General features: G+C 65.5%; 13 protein-coding genes. 7 read left to right on the forward strand and 6 right to left on the reverse strand.

The features are described from left to right. The first annotated feature begins 94 nt into the window (after window positions 1-94). The 3 genes from LC092_RS04910 to LC092_RS04920 all read left to right on the forward strand — a co-directional run bounded on the left by LC092_RS04910 (window position 95) and on the right by LC092_RS04920 (window position 2,979). Entirely contained in the window at window positions 95-751 is a 657-nt protein-coding gene (locus LC092_RS04910; RefSeq protein WP_224805327.1) for a DsbA family oxidoreductase, read from the forward strand. Window positions 752-915: 164 nt separating this feature from the next. Continuing rightward, window positions 916-2,316, forward strand: coding sequence for a selenium-binding family protein (locus tag LC092_RS04915; RefSeq protein ID WP_224805328.1), 1,401 nt, complete (start codon window positions 916-918; stop codon window positions 2,314-2,316). 3 nt (window positions 2,317-2,319) lie between these two features. Further along, window positions 2,320-2,979 (forward strand): hypothetical protein, encoded by a 660-nt coding sequence (locus LC092_RS04920; RefSeq protein WP_224805329.1) that lies wholly within the window; start codon window positions 2,320-2,322, stop codon window positions 2,977-2,979. 518 nt (window positions 2,980-3,497) lie between these two features. Here LC092_RS04920 and eno read toward each other — a convergent pair. Beyond that, on the reverse strand, window positions 3,498-4,772 hold the full coding sequence (gene eno / locus LC092_RS04925) for a phosphopyruvate hydratase (RefSeq protein WP_224805330.1): 1,275 nt from the start codon (window positions 4,770-4,772) through the stop codon (window positions 3,498-3,500). 150 nt (window positions 4,773-4,922) lie between these two features. Next, the gene (gene kdsA / locus LC092_RS04930; protein ID WP_224805331.1) at window positions 4,923-5,771 is read right to left on the reverse strand and encodes a 3-deoxy-8-phosphooctulonate synthase; all 849 of its coding nucleotides are present in this window, start codon (window positions 5,769-5,771) and stop codon (window positions 4,923-4,925) included. A gap of 221 nt (window positions 5,772-5,992) precedes the next feature. Here kdsA and galU point away from each other — a divergent pair, with 221 nt between their 5' ends. From galU to LC092_RS04945, 3 genes are all read left to right on the forward strand, one after another. After that, entirely contained in the window at window positions 5,993-6,874 is an 882-nt protein-coding gene (gene galU, locus LC092_RS04935; protein WP_224805332.1) for a UTP--glucose-1-phosphate uridylyltransferase GalU, read from the forward strand. 15 nt (window positions 6,875-6,889) lie between these two features. After that, entirely contained in the window at window positions 6,890-7,900 is a 1,011-nt protein-coding gene (locus LC092_RS04940) for an NAD-dependent epimerase (RefSeq protein WP_224805333.1), read from the forward strand. Between the two features lie 67 nt (window positions 7,901-7,967). Then, entirely contained in the window at window positions 7,968-9,044 is a 1,077-nt protein-coding gene (locus tag LC092_RS04945; RefSeq protein ID WP_224805334.1) for a D-alanine--D-alanine ligase family protein, read from the forward strand. Window positions 9,045-9,074: 30 nt separating this feature from the next. Here LC092_RS04945 and LC092_RS04950 read toward each other — a convergent pair whose 3' ends face one another. After that, on the reverse strand, window positions 9,075-9,482 hold the full coding sequence (locus tag LC092_RS04950; RefSeq protein ID WP_224805335.1) for a GFA family protein: 408 nt from the start codon (window positions 9,480-9,482) through the stop codon (window positions 9,075-9,077). Between the two features lie 56 nt (window positions 9,483-9,538). Continuing rightward, window positions 9,539-10,816 carry an NTP transferase domain-containing protein gene (locus LC092_RS04955; RefSeq protein WP_224805336.1) on the reverse strand — a complete coding sequence of 426 codons (1,278 nt, stop codon included), beginning with the start codon at window positions 10,814-10,816 and terminating at the stop codon, window positions 9,539-9,541. A gap of 220 nt (window positions 10,817-11,036) precedes the next feature. Between LC092_RS04955 and LC092_RS04960 the strand changes: the two genes are divergently transcribed. After that, window positions 11,037-12,023 carry an SLAC1 anion channel family protein gene (locus tag LC092_RS04960; RefSeq protein ID WP_224805337.1) on the forward strand — a complete coding sequence of 329 codons (987 nt, stop codon included), beginning with the start codon at window positions 11,037-11,039 and terminating at the stop codon, window positions 12,021-12,023. 7 nt (window positions 12,024-12,030) lie between these two features. Here the strand turns inward: LC092_RS04960 and LC092_RS04965 are convergent, their stop codons facing one another. Beyond that, entirely contained in the window at window positions 12,031-12,642 is a 612-nt protein-coding gene (locus LC092_RS04965) for a pyridoxamine 5'-phosphate oxidase family protein (RefSeq protein ID WP_224805338.1), read from the reverse strand. A gap of 88 nt (window positions 12,643-12,730) precedes the next feature. Continuing rightward, a complete protein-coding gene (locus LC092_RS04970; protein ID WP_224805339.1) occupies window positions 12,731-14,812 on the reverse strand; it encodes an ABC transporter ATP-binding protein in 2,082 nt (693 codons plus the stop codon). Between the last annotated feature and the right edge of the window lie 9 nt (window positions 14,813-14,821).

Here is a 14,821-nt window from a genome sequence, read left to right on the forward strand (position 1 = left end):
ATGCACAGGTCCGCGTCGCGCGACCGGACCACAGAAGCCTCGCGCAAGCGGATAAGAGACAAGACGCGCCGAACCGCCGGAAAGGACGTAACGGATGGATCAAGCAGACCCGATGCACATCGACATCGTCTCGGACGTGATGTGCCCGTGGTGCTATATCGGCAAGCGCCGGCTGGAAAAGGCGCTCGCCGCCGTGCCGGACATTCCGGTCAAGCTGCGCTGGCTGCCGTTCCAGTTGGACGAGACGCTTCCCCCCGAGGGCAAGGACCGCCAGACCTATCTGAACGAGAAATTCGGCGGTCCGGCGCGTGCGGAGGAAATCTATGCCCCGATCCGCGACGCCGGCGCGGCGGAAGGCATTCCCTTCGCCTTCGACCGGATCAGGAAATCGCCCAACACGCTCGACTGCCACCGGCTGATCCTGTGGGCGCGCGCCGACAATGCCCAGAGCGAGATGGCCGAGCGGCTGTTCCAGCTCTATTTCGTGGAAGGCGCGGATCTCACCGACCGCGCGACCCTGATCCAGGCCTCCGCCGATGTCGGCATGATGTCGGACCTTGTGGCGGAGTTGCTGCCAACGGATTCCGACATCGACAAGATCCGCAAGGACCTCGACAAGGCCCGCGAGATCGGCGTGACCGGAGTGCCGGCCTTCATCATCGACGAGCGCTTTCTCGTCATGGGCGCGGAAAAGCCGGAAACCCTCGCCGCCGCGATCAAACACGCCCACGAGACGAAGCCCGGCGACTGACGCCGGGCCATCGGCCGCCCCCGCTCCCAGCGCGCTTCGACGGCAGACCCGGATCGTTTCTCCGCGTGTGAAAACTGTGGCACACTCGCGTTTCGGGTGCTGACCAAAACGTGAAAAAAGACACCGGCGCCCAGACACTGGCCAGATCCTGGGAGGAGCCGGTAATGACGTTGAGACCCGACCCCACATTTCACGCCACCCCGAAACTCGCCATGCAGGCGCCGGCGGAAACGCTCGCCTTCACGCTGATGCTCAGTCCCGACGCCTCGCAGCCCGACGGGCTGGCGGTTGTCGACGTCGATCCGAAATCGCCGAGCTACGGCGAGATCGTCCATCAGCTTCTCATGCCCAACACGGGCGACGAGTTTCACCACTTCGGCTGGAATGCCTGTTCCTCGGCGCTGTCGCCGCTGACCGGACATGCCTTTCTGGAGCGGCGCTACCTGATCATTCCGGGCATTCGCTCGTCCCGCATCTATGTGATCGACGTGAAGGAGCCGCTCAAGGCCAAGATCCACAAGATCATCGAGCCGGAGGAGGTTTTCGCCAAGACCGGATACTCGCGCCCGCACACCATCCATTGCGGCCCGGAAGGGATCTATGTCTCGACCCTTGGCGGCGGCGGCAAGGACGGAACCGACGGGCCTCCGGGCATTTTCATCATGGACTGCGAGACCTTCGACATTCTCGGCCGCTACGAGATGGACCGGGGCGAGCAGGACAAGCACTATGATTTCTGGTGGAACCTGCCGCGCGACTACATGGTCAGCTCCGAGTGGGGTCTGCCGCCGCAGTTCGAAAACGGCATCGTCGCCGAGGACCTGCTGTCGAACAAATACGGCCACAAGATCCACTTCTGGAACCTGCGCGAGCGGCGCAACGTCCAGACCATCGATCTCGGCGCCAACCACCAGATGGCGCTGGAAATCCGCCCGGCGCACGATCCGGCCAAGGACTACGGCTTTTGCGGCGTGGTGGTCGACACCACCAACCTGCAGGGCGCGATCTTCACCTGGTGGCGCAAGGCGGACGGAACCTTCGAGGCGAAGAAGACCATCACCATCGATCCGCGCCCCGAGGCGGCTGAAAACCTGCCCCCGCTGCTGCAGGGCTTTGCAGCCGTCCCGCCGCTCGTCACCGATATCGACCTCAGCCTCGACGACAAATATCTCTATGTCGCCTGCTGGGGCATGGGCGAGATGCATCAATACGATGTCTCCGACCCGATGAACCCGAAACTCACCGGCAAGGTGGAGATCGGCGGCATCGCGCGCGGCACGGCCCATCCGAACGGCAAGCCCTTCGCCTACGGCCCGCAGATGGTGGAGGTCAGCCGCGACGGCAAGCGCGTCTACTGGACCAACTCGCTCTATTCGACCTGGGACGACCAGTTCTACCCCGACGACGAGGGCGGGCAGATGGTCATGGCCCATGTCGGCGAAAGTGGCGGCCTGACGCTCGCCGAGGATTTCTACGTCGACTTCCCGAAAGGCTATCGCAGCCACCAGATCCGGCTGGAGGGCGGCGACTGTTCGACCGACAGTTTCTGCTACCCCTCCGTCTGACGCATGGCGGAAATGGACACGGCGGCGGCGCTTTGGGCCGCCGTCGTCGCCTCTGGCATCTATCACGGGGTCAATCCGGGCATGGGATGGCCGCTCGCGGTCTCCGCGGCGCTGATGGACCGCTCGCGCGCGAGCCTCTACAAGGCACTTGCGGCCTTGGCCTGCGGGCATCTTCTCGCCATGACGGCGATCCTGCTGCCCTTCTCCGCGCTTCTGGTGCTGGTCGAATGGCAGCGCGAAATCCGCATCGCCGCCGCCTGCCTCGTCATCGCACTCGGGATCTATCTGCTGATCAACCGAAGGCACCCGCGCTTCCTCGCCCGCGTGCCGCCGACGCGGCTTGCGCTCTGGTCCTTCCTGGTCGCCATGGCCCATGGCGCGGGGCTGATGCTGGTGCCGATCTATCTCGGCATCTGCCGGACGGTCGAAACCGACGCCGGCCACGCCGCCGCCTCAAGCCTGATGGCCGGCAACACCGCCATCGCCCTCACCGTTGCCACCGCCCACACCCTCGCCATGGCCCTCTCCGGCGGCCTCCTCGCCGCCGGCGTCTACCACTGGCTCGGCCTGCGGTTTCTTTCCCGAAGCTGGTTCAATCTGGATCTGGTCTGGGCGGTGAGTTTGATCCTGGTCGGGGGGATTTCGCTGGCGTTTGTGTGGTGAGGGCGCTCGTCCCCAACCCGCGTCACACCGGACGCAGGCGAAGCCGGAGATCCGGTGTCCAATCGTTTCCAGAGCAGCGGATGTAGGCGCCGGGCCGGCAGCAGTCGTCGCGCCTCTTCCCGACCGGTACGGGTACCAATGGATCCCGGGTCAGGCCCGGGATGACCTCCGTGGGGGTGGCGTCGGCGGGGCATCACGATGGGGTCGGGGGCTCTCCGATCCCGACTCTTATTGCATTCGGCCGGGATGACGAATCCGGCGTAAAATACTGATCCTTAGAGATAAAACAGCCCCGGCGTCATCCCGGGAAAGGCGCAGCCGCGTCCCGGGATCGGGGAGCCGGGGGCGTCCGTGGCTTGCGCCGCAGGGGCGACCACATCGAGCCGTGAAGGGTGATCGCCGGTCCCCTGCCCGTCGGGATCGGCCGTGCTCACACGAAAAAACCGCCGGATTGCTCCGGCGGCTTTCGCGTTACTCACTCTGCAAATCCGGGCGGTGTGTGGCCGCCCGTCGCCGCGTCAGCCCCGAAGGATCGAGCGGCCGGCGTAGCGGGCCTGGGCGCCCAGCTCTTCCTCGATGCGGATGAGCTGGTTGTATTTCGCGAGCCGGTCGGAGCGGGCCAGCGAGCCGGTCTTGATCTGGCCGCAGTTGGTGGCGACCGCCAGGTCGGCGATGGTCGCGTCTTCGGTCTCGCCCGAGCGGTGCGACATCACCGCCGTGTAGCCGGCCTTGTGCGCCGTCTCGACCGCGTCGAGCGTCTCCGTCAGCGAGCCAATCTGGTTGACCTTGACGAGGATGGAGTTGGCAACGCCCTTCTCGATGCCCTCGCGCAGGCGCGTGGAGTTGGTGACGAAGAGATCGTCGCCGACGAGCTGGCACTTGTCGCCCACCATGTCGGTGAGCGCCTTCCAGCCGGCCCAGTCGTCCTCGGCCATGCCGTCCTCGATGGAAATGATCGGGTAGCGGTTGACGAAGTCGGCGAGATAGGCGGCCATCTCGTCCGGACCGAGCGTCTTGCCTTCACCGTCGAGGTGATACTTGCCGTCCTTGAAGAATTCGGTCGAGGCCGCGTCGAGCGCCAGGAACATGTCCTCGCCCGGACGGTAGCCGGCCTTTTCGATCGCCTTCATCACGAAGCCGATGGCTTCGTCCGTTGAGCCGATGTTGGGCGCGAAGCCGCCCTCGTCGCCGACGTTGGTGTTGTGGCCAGCATCCTTCAGCGCCTTCTTCAGCGTGTGGAACACCTCCGCCCCCATGCGCACGGCATCGCGCAAGGAGGGCGCGCCGACGGGCATGATCATGAATTCCTGCACGTCGATCGGATTGTCGGCATGCGCGCCGCCGTTGATGATGTTCATCATCGGCACGGGCAGAAGACGCGCACCGGTGCCGCCGACATAGCGGTAGAGCGGCAGGCCGGCCGACTGGGCGGCGGCCTTGGCGACCGCCAGCGACACGCCGAGGATGGCATTGGCGCCGAGGCGGGCCTTGTTGGGCGTGCCGTCGAGCGCGATCATCGCCTCGTCGATCTTGAGCTGGTCTTCCGCGTCGAGCCCGCCGATGGCGTCGAAAATCTCGCCGTTGACCGCGTCGACCGCCTTTTCCACGCCCTTGCCGAGATAGCGGGCGCCGCCGTCGCGCAGCTCGACCGCTTCATGGGCACCGGTGGAGGCGCCGGAGGGAACGGCCGCGCGGCCGAAGGCACCGTCTTCCAGCTGGACATCGACCTCGACGGTGGGATTGCCGCGGCTGTCGAGAATTTCGCGTCCGATGATGTCCACGATGGCGGTCATAGGCGTCTCCTTGAAAGGTCCTGCCGACTGTGCGGACAGGCGGGCGCGCGTGGCGCGCCCAAGCGTTGAAAGATCCCGCCCGCGCTTCTAGCCGAGGACGGGCGAAAGGGAAAGGGTGCGGGAGCGGTCGGCAACGCCGGCCCGGGCCGGTCAGATCGAGACGGGACGCGCCTTGGCGACCTTGTCGAATTCCATCAGATCCTCAAGAAGTCCCTGCAAGGCATTGAGCGGAATCATGTTCGGCCCGTCGGAGGGAGCGGCGTCCGGGTTGTCGTGGGTCTCGATGAAGAGGCCGGCGACACCGACGGCGACGGCGGCACGCGCCAGAACCGGCACGAACTCGCGCTGACCGCCGGAGGAACCGCCCTGCCCGCCCGGCTGCTGCACCGAATGGGTCGCGTCGAAGATCACCGGCGCGCCGGTCGCGGCCATGATCGGCAGGCCGCGCATGTCGGAAACCAGCGTGTTGTAGCCGAAGGACGCGCCGCGCTCGGTCAGGAGCACATTGGGATTGCCGGACTGCACGACCTTGTCGAGCACGTTCGACATGTCCCAGGGCGCCAGGAACTGTCCCTTCTTGACGTTGACCACGCGCCCGGTCGCGGCGGCCGCGACAAGCAGGTCGGTTTGCCGGCAAAGGAAGGCCGGGATCTGGAGAATGTCGACGCATTCGGCGACCGGCGCGCAATGTTCCGCAGCATGCACGTCGGTAAGGACCGGCATGCCGGTGCGCTCGCGGATCTCGGCGAAGACGGGAAGCGCCTCGGCCATGCCGATGCCACGCTTGCCGCCAAGGCTGGTGCGGTTGGCCTTGTCGTAGGAGGCCTTGAAGACGGTCGGCAGGCCGAGAGCGGTCGAGATTTCCTTCAGCGCGTCGGCCATCTCCAGCGCATGCGCCCGGCTCTCCATCTGGCAGGGACCGGCGATCAGCGCGAAGGGAGCCGTCTGGGAAAAGGTGACGTCGCCGACGCGGACGGCGCTGTTGCAGGTGAGGGTCATGGCGGGTGGTCTATCCTTCTCGCGGCTCGTCGTGATGTGCCCCGCCCGTCAGTACTGCGCACGGCCGGCGCGCGCAAGACATCGCCCGCCAGACACGCGCGTGGAAGGCGCAAAACGTGCAAGGCGCGCTTGGTTCGCGGGAGCATTCGCGATAGACAGGATGGCCCGCGCGGTTTTCGCGCAGGTGCCCGTTCCTGAAAGCAAAACCGGAAAGCCACTTCATGCAGAAGAAGACCATTCGCAAGGCCGTCCTGCCCGTCGCAGGTCTGGGCACGCGGTTCCTGCCGGCCACCAAGGCGCTGCCGAAGGAAATGCTGACCATCGTCGACCGGCCGATCATCCAGTATGTCGTTGACGAGGCGCGCAAGGCGGGCATCGAGCACATCGTCTTCGTTACCGGACGCAACAAGCATGTGATCGAGGACCATTTCGACATTGCCTATGAGCTTGAGGACACCTTGCGCGAACGCGGCAAGCAGGAGGCCCTCGATCTGCTGGAGGCGATCCGCCCGGCCGCCGGCGGCACCAGCTTCACCCGTCAGCAGGAGCCGCTCGGCCTTGGCCACGCCATCTGGTGCGCGCGCGACCTGATCGGCAACGAGCCCTTCGCGATCCTCCTGCCGGACATGCTGATGAAATCCGATCCCGGCTGTCTCAGCCAGATGGTCGAGGTCTACGAGAAGACCGGCGGCAACGTGATCTCGGTGGAGGCCGTGCCGGAGGACCAGACGCACAATTACGGCATCGTCGAAATCGAGGGGGATCCGACCGCACACACAATGAAGATCACCGGCATGGTGGAAAAGCCGAAGCCGGGCACCGCGCCGTCGAACCTCTTCATCAACGGGCGCTACATCCTTCAGCCGCGCATCTTCGAGCTGCTGGAGAAGCAGGGAACGGGCGCCGGCGGCGAGATCCAGCTGACCGACGCAATGCTGGCGCTGATGAGCGAACAGACCTTCACCGGCCTGCGCTTCGAGGGACAGACCTACGACTGCGGGTCAAAATCGGGCTTCCTTGCCGCCAATATCGCTTACGCCCTGGAGGACGAGGAACTCGCCGGCCAGATCCGTCCGGTCCTGAACGACCTGCTCAAGGTCTGAGGCCTGCGAGACCACATGCGCACAATCCTCGTGACCGGCTCGGCCGGCTTCATCGGTTATCACGTCGTCGAGCGTCTGCTTCGCGACGGCTGGCATGTGATCGGCCTCGATTGCGTCAGCCCCTATTACGATCCGGAGCTAAAGGAAGCCCGCGTCCGCAACCTGAAGGCCAACAATCACTTCACCGAGGCACGCATCTCGCTGGAGGATCGCGAGGCGGTCTTCGCGCTGATGCGCGAACATGCCCCCGAGCGGATCATCCATCTGGCGGCGCAGCCGGGCGTGCGCTATTCGCTCGACGAGCCGCAAGCCTATGTCGACGCCAATGTGACGGGCTTCCTGACGATCCTGGAATGCGCCCGTCATTTCCCGGTCGACCACGTCGTCTATGCCTCGACCTCCTCGGTCTACGGGCTCGACGAGGACATGCCGCTTTCGCCCCATCGCGGCGGCGATCATCCGATCTCGCTCTATGCGGCGACGAAGAAGGCCAATGAGGCGATGGCGCACAGCTATGCGCATCTCTTCCGCATTCCGCTCACGGGCCTGCGCTTCTTCACCGTCTACGGCCCTTGGGCGCGGCCGGACATGGCGCTGTTCAAGTTCACCCGCGCGGTCTTGGCCGGCGAGCCACTCGACATCTACAACAACGGCCGGATGGTGCGCGACTTCACCTATGTGGACGACATCGTCGAGGGCATCCTGCGCATTGCCGACCGCCCGGCAACGCCCGATCCCGAATGGACCGGCAAGACGCCCGACCCGGCCACGAGTTCCGCCCCCTACCGCATCTACAACATCGGCAATTCCGAGCCGGTGGAGCTGATGCGCTACGTCGAGGCCGTCGAAAAGGCCTGTGGCAAGAAGGCCATCCGCAACTTCATGCCGCTGCAGCCCGGCGACGTGCTGAAGACCTGGGCCGATGTGGACGACCTGAGCCAGGCGACGGGGTTCCGACCGAAGACAGCGGTCGAAGACGGCGTGAAGGCCTTCGTCGACTGGTACCGGGATTTCTACAAGGTGTAAGCCGCGCGCTACCGACGCCTGTTTCGGTCCGGGGCCGTTTCCATGATCCGAGACTTTGGAGGTTTTCGTGAAAACACCCGCAGGCCGCTTGCGCATCGCGGTGCTCTTCGGCGGACGCTCCGCCGAACATAACGTGTCGGTGCTCTCGGCATCGAATGTCATGCGTGCGCTCGACCCCGAAAAATATGAAGCCGTTCCGATCTATGTCACCCGGGCGGGCCAGTGGCTGCTGAGCAGCTACCGGGACGGAGCACTGGCGAAGCCTGCGCAAGGCACCGAGGTCGCGCTCCTGCCGGGCGGACAGGGACGGATGCTGGCGGTGTCCGACAAGGGCACAGCGCATGAGGTGCCGCGCATCGACGTTCTCTTTCCGGTTCTCCACGGCCTTCATGGCGAGGACGGAGCGGTTCAGGGTCTTTGCGAGGTGGCGCGCGTTCCGCTCGCAGGCTGCGGCGTGCTCGGATCCGCCACGGCGCTCGACAAGGACATCGCCAAACGGCTGTTCAACGAGGCAGGACTTCCCACCGTGCGCGCCGTCACGGTCCATGTCACCGCCCCGCCGCCCTTCGCGGAGATCGAAGACCGGTTGGGTCTTCCGGTCTTCGTCAAGCCGGCGCGCCAGGGATCCTCCGTCGGGGTGAGCAAGGTCGCGCGGGAACAGGACTACCAGGCGGCGCTCGCCGAGGGGTTCAAGCACGACCGCAAGCTCCTCGTCGAGGCGTTCGTCAAGGCCCGCGAGATCGAGTTCGCCATTCTGGAAGACCCGGACGGCGATCTCTTCGTCTCCCGTCCGGGCGAAATCGTGCCGGCGGAGCAGCACGGCTTCTACAGCTACGACGCCAAATACATCGATGCGGATGGCGCCGCGCTGATGATCCCGGCCGAAATGCCGGAGGAGATGGAAAGCCGGATGCGCGACATGGCGAAAACGGCCTTTCGCGCGCTCGGCTGCGACGGCATGGCCCGGGCCGACTTCTTCGTCACCGATACGCAGGCCATCCTTGTCAACGAGCTCAACACCATCCCGGGCTTCACCGACATAAGCATGTATTCCAAGGTCATGGCGGCGAGCGGCGTCGGCTATGCGCAGGTCATCGACCGGTTGGTGGCTCATGGGTTGGCGCGCGCCGGGCGCAGCGGATAACCGGCGCCTGCGGCCCGCGCCGTCATCCTCTCAGCCAGGCAGGCCGTCGAGGCGGGGGACGCTCTCAAGGTCCTCGTCCCAGGCCGCCCGGCTGGCACAGCAGATATGCGCGGTCGGGCGCATCGCGATCTCGCTGTCGAGGCTCCCGGCCGGCACGGCCAGAAGCGTGCCGTCCATCTGAAGTCCCGGCAATGCCGAGCCGCAATCGGGACAAAAGCATTTTTCGTGTCGGGAATCGGGGACCCGGTAGGTCTTCACCTTCTCTGCGCCGCTCAGCCATTCGAGTGTGGCGGAGGAGGAAAACAGGTTCGCGGCATGGGCGGAGCCTGTGTCCTTGCGGCATCTGGCGCAGTGGCACAGGAAGAACGCCTCGAAGGATCCGGTGATTTCGAATGTGACTGCGCCGCAGGCGCAGCCACCGGAAACGGGCTGGGTCATCGTGGTCCTCATGACAGGTTTGCAGAAAGAGGCGCTGGAGGGATCGCGCGCGGCGATCAGCCCTTGGTCTTTTCGGCCTTGGCGCGGGCGAAACGGGCGCGCAGTTGCGCGCCGCGGCCCTCCTTCACCACCTGACGGGCGCGGCCGATCGCCAGGCCGTCATCCGGAACATCGGCCGTGATCACGCCGCCGGCGGCCAGATAGGCGCCGTCGCCGATGGAAAGCGGCGCAACCAGCGTGGAGTTCGACCCGACGAAGGCACCCGCCCCGATGTCGGTGTGATGCTTGAGAAAGCCGTCGTAGTTGCAGGTGATCGTGCCGGCGCCGATGTTGGCCTTTTCGCCGACGCGGGCATCGCCGATGTAGCTGAGGTGATTGACCTTCGCGCCGGCCTCGACCGTCGCGTTCTTGATCTCGACGAAATTGCCGATATGGGCGGCAGAGCCAATCTCCGCACCGGGCCGCAGGCGGGCATAGGGGCCAACCGTCGCGTCCTGGCCGACGCTTGCCGCCTCCAGATGCGAGAAGGCGCGGATGCGCGCGCCATCGGCAACCGTGACCCCCGGGCCAAACACCACATTCGGCTCGATCACCGCATCCTGTCCGAGTGCCGTATCATGGGAGAAGAACACGGTATCGGGCGCGATCAACGTGGCGCCCGCCTCCATCGCCTCCGCCCGCATCGTGGCCTGAAAATGGGCTTCAACCGCCGCAAGGTCGGCCCGCGTCCCGACCCGCCGCACCTCCGCATCGCTTCCGATCTCGCTGACCACCGCCAGTCCAAGCGCCTGGACGGCGCGTGTCACATCCGAAAGATCGCCCGTCCCCAGGCCCGGCTCGGCATCGATCCTGGACAGGATTTCGGGGAACAGGGCTCCGGCGAGCGCCATGATCCCGCTGGGACGAACGTTTTCCGGCTGCCCCTCCCGCGATCCCAGCATCACGACATCGGCGCCCTCGCCGAGGCGCGACGACAGCCGCATCAGGGTCTCGTCCATGATGAACGGCCGGTCGCCAGGCAGGAGGATCACCTGAGCGGGCACCTCGCCATGGGCGGCCAAGGCGGCGGCGAGCGCCTGCGCGCCTCCCTGTTCCTCCGTTTGAACATGACAGCTTGCGTCGGGCGCCCACCGGGCCACCTCCGCCGCGAGCCCCTCCATCTCCGGTCCGACGATCACCGCCGTGCGCTCGATCCCCGCGCTGGCGACACTTGCAAGGACATGCCCCACAAGCGACAGATTGCCGACCTCGTGAAGCGCCAACGGCCACTTCGAGGCCATGCGCGTACCGGGATCGGCCGCAAGAACGATGGCAAGACGGGAACGGGATGACATGGAAACCCTCGGTGTCAGAAATGAATGGCTTTGGCTGAAGTCATCCTTCGCCACGGGCGTCGCGTCAAGCGCCGGACCAAAGGTGCGGGCGATTCGGGGCCGCCGGATCCGGCACCCGCACAGCAGGCATCGACCTTGAACCCTGAGGCAAAAGCGGGTCTATGTTTGTAGCAGGCATTGCAGTGCCACCGCGTCCCTCCTGCCGTCAGTCCGAGAGCCCATGACCGCCCCAACCGCACATCCGCCGCGCGCCTTGCCAAGGCTCGCCTATTTCCCCGTCACCTTCTTCGCCGTCGTCATGGGACTGGCGGGCCTGGCGCTCGCCACGCACCGGGTGGAACTCTGGCTGGGGGCCGGATCGCACACCAGCATCGGGCTGATTGCGGTGACCGCGCTGGTGTTCTGCACCATCGCCGGGCTGTTCGTGCTCAAGGGACTTCGCCATCCGGACGAACTGCGCGCGGAATGGAACCACCCGGTCCGGATCGCCTTCTTCCCGGCAATCACCATCGGCGCGCTCCTGATCGCCGCCGGTCTGCTACAGGTGAGTGAACCGCTCGCCCGCGCGATCTGGATTCCGGCAGCCGTCGCCCATCTCGTGGTGACGCTTGGCGTGGTGTCAGCCTGGATCAGCCATCGCACCTTCGAACAGGCGCATATGACCCCGGCCTGGTTCATTCCCGCTGTCGGCAATGTGCTGGTTCCGGTTGCCGGGGTTCAACTCGGTTATCTCGAGGTGTCGTGGTTCTTCTTTTCGGTGGGAATGCTGTTCTGGCTGGTGTTTCTGACGCTGGTCTTTAACCGGCTCATCTTTCACAATCCGCTGCCGGAGCGCCTGCTGCCGACGCTGGTGATCCTGATCGCGCCGCCGTCCGCCGGCTTTGTCGCCTGGTATCAGATCAACGGCGGCGAGATCGATGCCGTCGCCCGGCTGCTGTACTACTGCGGCTTGATGTTCGCGTTGATCACGCTGACGCAGGTGAACAAGCTGCTGCGGCTGCCCTTCGCCATGTCCTGGTGGGCCTATTCCTTCCCGGTCGCCGCCTTCACCATCGCCTCCTCGCTTTTCGCCGAAAAGACCGGTCACGGCTTCCAGCAGGTCGTCATGCTGGTGTCCTACGTCGTGCTCCTGGGGGTGATCGCACTCCTCGTGCTCAAGACCGCAGGCGCGATCCGGCGGGACGAAATCTGCCAGCCGGAAGGATGACGGCCCCTCACCACAGAGTCTTGCGCGCCCGTTCCGGCCACTCCGCGTCATAGGCCGGGCCGCCTTCGCGCGCATCACTCACCTCGGAGAGGATCTCACCGGGCGTCGGAAGACCGGCCGGATCGCGACGCGCATCCGGCTCCCACAGCCTTGAGCGGACGATGGCGCGCGCACACTGGAAATAGATCCGTTCCACATCCACAAGAATGACGGACCGCGGTGCTTTCCCCTCGACCGCGAAGGAGGCGAGCAGATCGGCGTCGACGCTGATATGTGCCCGCCCGTTGACCCGCAAGGTGGTGCCGCTGCCGGGGATCAGGAAGAGAAGCGCGACGCGCGGATCGCGCACGATGTTGCGCAGGGAATCGATCCGGTTGTTGCCGCGCCGGTCCGGGACCGACAGACGCCGGGGCGTGTCGATGCGAACGACAGCACCTGCGTCGCCGCGCGGCGAGCAGTCGAGCCCCTCCGGCCCGCTGGTGGCCAGCGCGACAAAGGGCGACGCTTCGATCAGCCGGGCATAGGCCGCGTTGATGTGGTCGAGCTCCTTGACCGTCGAGGCCGCCGCCGGCGTGCCATAGATCGCCTCAAGCCGATCGATGCTGTCTATCGTCGTCATGGTCAAATCCCGGTTGTCCTGTCAGCGCGTCCATCGCGCCCGCCCCCGGTCGACCTATAGGCGATCCCGGCGGGCCAGGCGAGCGATGTCACCCGACCGGCTGCGCCGCCTTTGCCTTGATCACCGGCTCCATCTTCTCCAGCTCCGCAACCTCGAGATGGCAGAGGATCTTGTGCCCGCTTTCGAACGTCCTCAAGGGCGGCGCGTCCGTGTCGCAGACACCCGCGATCATATAGGCGCAGCGGGTGGAAAACGGGCAGCCCTTCGGCGGGTTGGCCGGTGACGGGATCTCGCCCTTGAGCACGATGTGGCGCTTTTCCACACGGGTATCGGCGATCGGCACGGCGGCCAGCAGCGCTTCCGTATAGGGATGATACGGCGGCGCGAAGATTTCCTCCGTCGTCCCCTGCTCCATGATCTGTCCGAGATACATCACCACGATCCGGTCGGCGAGATAGCGCACGACCGAAAGGTCGTGGCTGATGAACAGCATGGTCGTGCGGTTTTCCCGCTGGATGTCCATCAACAGCTCGGTGACGGCGGCCTGCACGGAGACATCGAGCGCCGAGACCGGCTCGTCGGCAATCACGACCTTCGGGTTGCCGGCAAAGGCTCGGGCAATGCCGACGCGCTGCTTCTGCCCGCCGGAGAGCTGGCGCGGCTTGCGCTTGGCGAAATCGCGCGGCAGTTTCACCGTGTCGAGCAGCCGGTAGATGATCTCTTCGACCTCCTCGTCGGTTCTTGCGACCCCGAACTTGCGGATCACCCGACCGATCTGGCCGCCGATCGTATGCGACGGGTTGAGCGTGTCGAACGGGTTCTGAAACACCATCTGGAGCTTGGAAATCGTCTCGCTGTCGCGCTTGTCGACCGGAAGATCGCCAAGCTCCACATTGCCCAGCATCACCTTGCCGTCGGTCGCATCCTCCAGCCCCATCAGCACCTTGGCGAAGGTCGACTTGCCGCAGCCGGACTCCCCGACGATGGCGACGGTCTCCGCCTCGCGGGCGGTGAAGGTCAGATCCTGGTTCGCCTTCACCGTCCGCGGCGGGCCGCTCATGAAGGCAAGGCCGCCATCGTCGATGGTGTAGTGCTTGGTCATCTCCTCGACGGACAGCACGATGTCGCCGGCGGGAACCGGCTCCCTGGCCTCGCCCTTGGGCAGGTCCCGGTCCCAGTCGATGTCCTCGAAACGCTCGCACCGCACCTTGTGATCGTCGTCGCCGGGAACGGACCGCATTTTCAGCCGGCCGGCATCGCAGGTGCCGGTGCGAAAGAATGTGCAGCGCGGCCCGAAATTGCAGCCCTCGGGGCGTTCGTGCGGCAGCGGAAGCTGACCTGGAATCGCGACCAGCGGCTGCGCGTTCTTGTCCGCGCCCGGCAGCGGGATCGAGCCGAACAGCCCGCGCGTATAGGGATGGCGCATCTCGTCGAAGACATCGTGAATGTCGCCGACTTCCACCGCTTCACCGGAATACATCACCGTCAGCCGGTCGCAAGTCTCCAGAATCAGGCCGAGGTTGTGCGAGATGTAGATCATCGAGGTGCCGAGTTCCTCGGATATCTCGTTGATCAGATCGACGATGCCGGCCTCGACCGTGACGTCGAGCGCGGTGGTCGGCTCGTCCAGCAACAGCAGGCGCGGGTTCGACAGCAGCGCCATGGCGATCACCACGCGCTGCTGCTGGCCGCCGGAAATCTGGTGCGGATAGGCCTTCAGGATGCGTTCCGGGTCGGGCAGCCGCACCTTGGCGAGCATCTCGGCCGCACGTGCCATCGCCTCGTCCTGCGAGATGCCTTCGTGATAGATCGGCACCTCGGCCAGTTGCTCGCCGATCAGCATCGACGGATTGAGCGAGGCCATCGGCTCCTGATAGACCATCGCGATCTTGGAGCCCCGAATATGGCGCAGTTCTTCCGCGCTCATGGTGCGCATGTCGCGCCCCTCGAACAGGATCTCGCCGCCGACGATGGCGCCGTTCTTGCCCATGTATTGCATGATCGCCAGCGCGACCGTCGACTTGCCGCAGCCGGACTCGCCAACGATGCCATGGGCCTCGCCCGGCATCAGTTTGAGGTTGAAGTCGACCACGGCCGGGATTTCGCCGGCGCGGGTGTAATATGAGATGCACAGGTTCCGGCACTCCAGAACCGGGGTCTGGTCGCTCATGACGGTCCC

The sequence above is a fragment of the Stappia stellulata genome, from assembly GCF_020176715.1.
In the GTDB taxonomy this organism is placed as follows: Bacteria; Pseudomonadota; Alphaproteobacteria; order Rhizobiales; family Stappiaceae; genus Stappia.

Coding starts and splice junctions, on each gene's coding strand:
- LC092_RS04910 (WP_224805327.1), top strand. CDS start 95: ATGGATCAAGCAGACCCGATGCACATCGACATCGTCTCGGACGTGATG.
- LC092_RS04915 (WP_224805328.1), top strand. CDS start 916: ATGACGTTGAGACCCGACCCCACATTTCACGCCACCCCGAAACTCGCC.
- LC092_RS04920 (WP_224805329.1), top strand. CDS start 2,320: ATGGCGGAAATGGACACGGCGGCGGCGCTTTGGGCCGCCGTCGTCGCC.
- eno (WP_224805330.1), bottom strand. CDS start 4,772: ATGACCGCCATCGTGGACATCATCGGACGCGAAATTCTCGACAGCCGC.
- kdsA (WP_224805331.1), bottom strand. CDS start 5,771: ATGACCCTCACCTGCAACAGCGCCGTCCGCGTCGGCGACGTCACCTTT.
- galU (WP_224805332.1), top strand. CDS start 5,993: ATGCAGAAGAAGACCATTCGCAAGGCCGTCCTGCCCGTCGCAGGTCTG.
- LC092_RS04940 (WP_224805333.1), top strand. CDS start 6,890: ATGCGCACAATCCTCGTGACCGGCTCGGCCGGCTTCATCGGTTATCAC.
- LC092_RS04950 (WP_224805335.1), bottom strand. CDS start 9,482: ATGACCCAGCCCGTTTCCGGTGGCTGCGCCTGCGGCGCAGTCACATTC.
- LC092_RS04955 (WP_224805336.1), bottom strand. CDS start 10,816: ATGTCATCCCGTTCCCGTCTTGCCATCGTTCTTGCGGCCGATCCCGGT.
- LC092_RS04960 (WP_224805337.1), top strand. CDS start 11,037: ATGACCGCCCCAACCGCACATCCGCCGCGCGCCTTGCCAAGGCTCGCC.
- LC092_RS04965 (WP_224805338.1), bottom strand. CDS start 12,642: ATGACGACGATAGACAGCATCGATCGGCTTGAGGCGATCTATGGCACG.
- LC092_RS04970 (WP_224805339.1), bottom strand. CDS start 14,812: ATGAGCGACCAGACCCCGGTTCTGGAGTGCCGGAACCTGTGCATCTCA.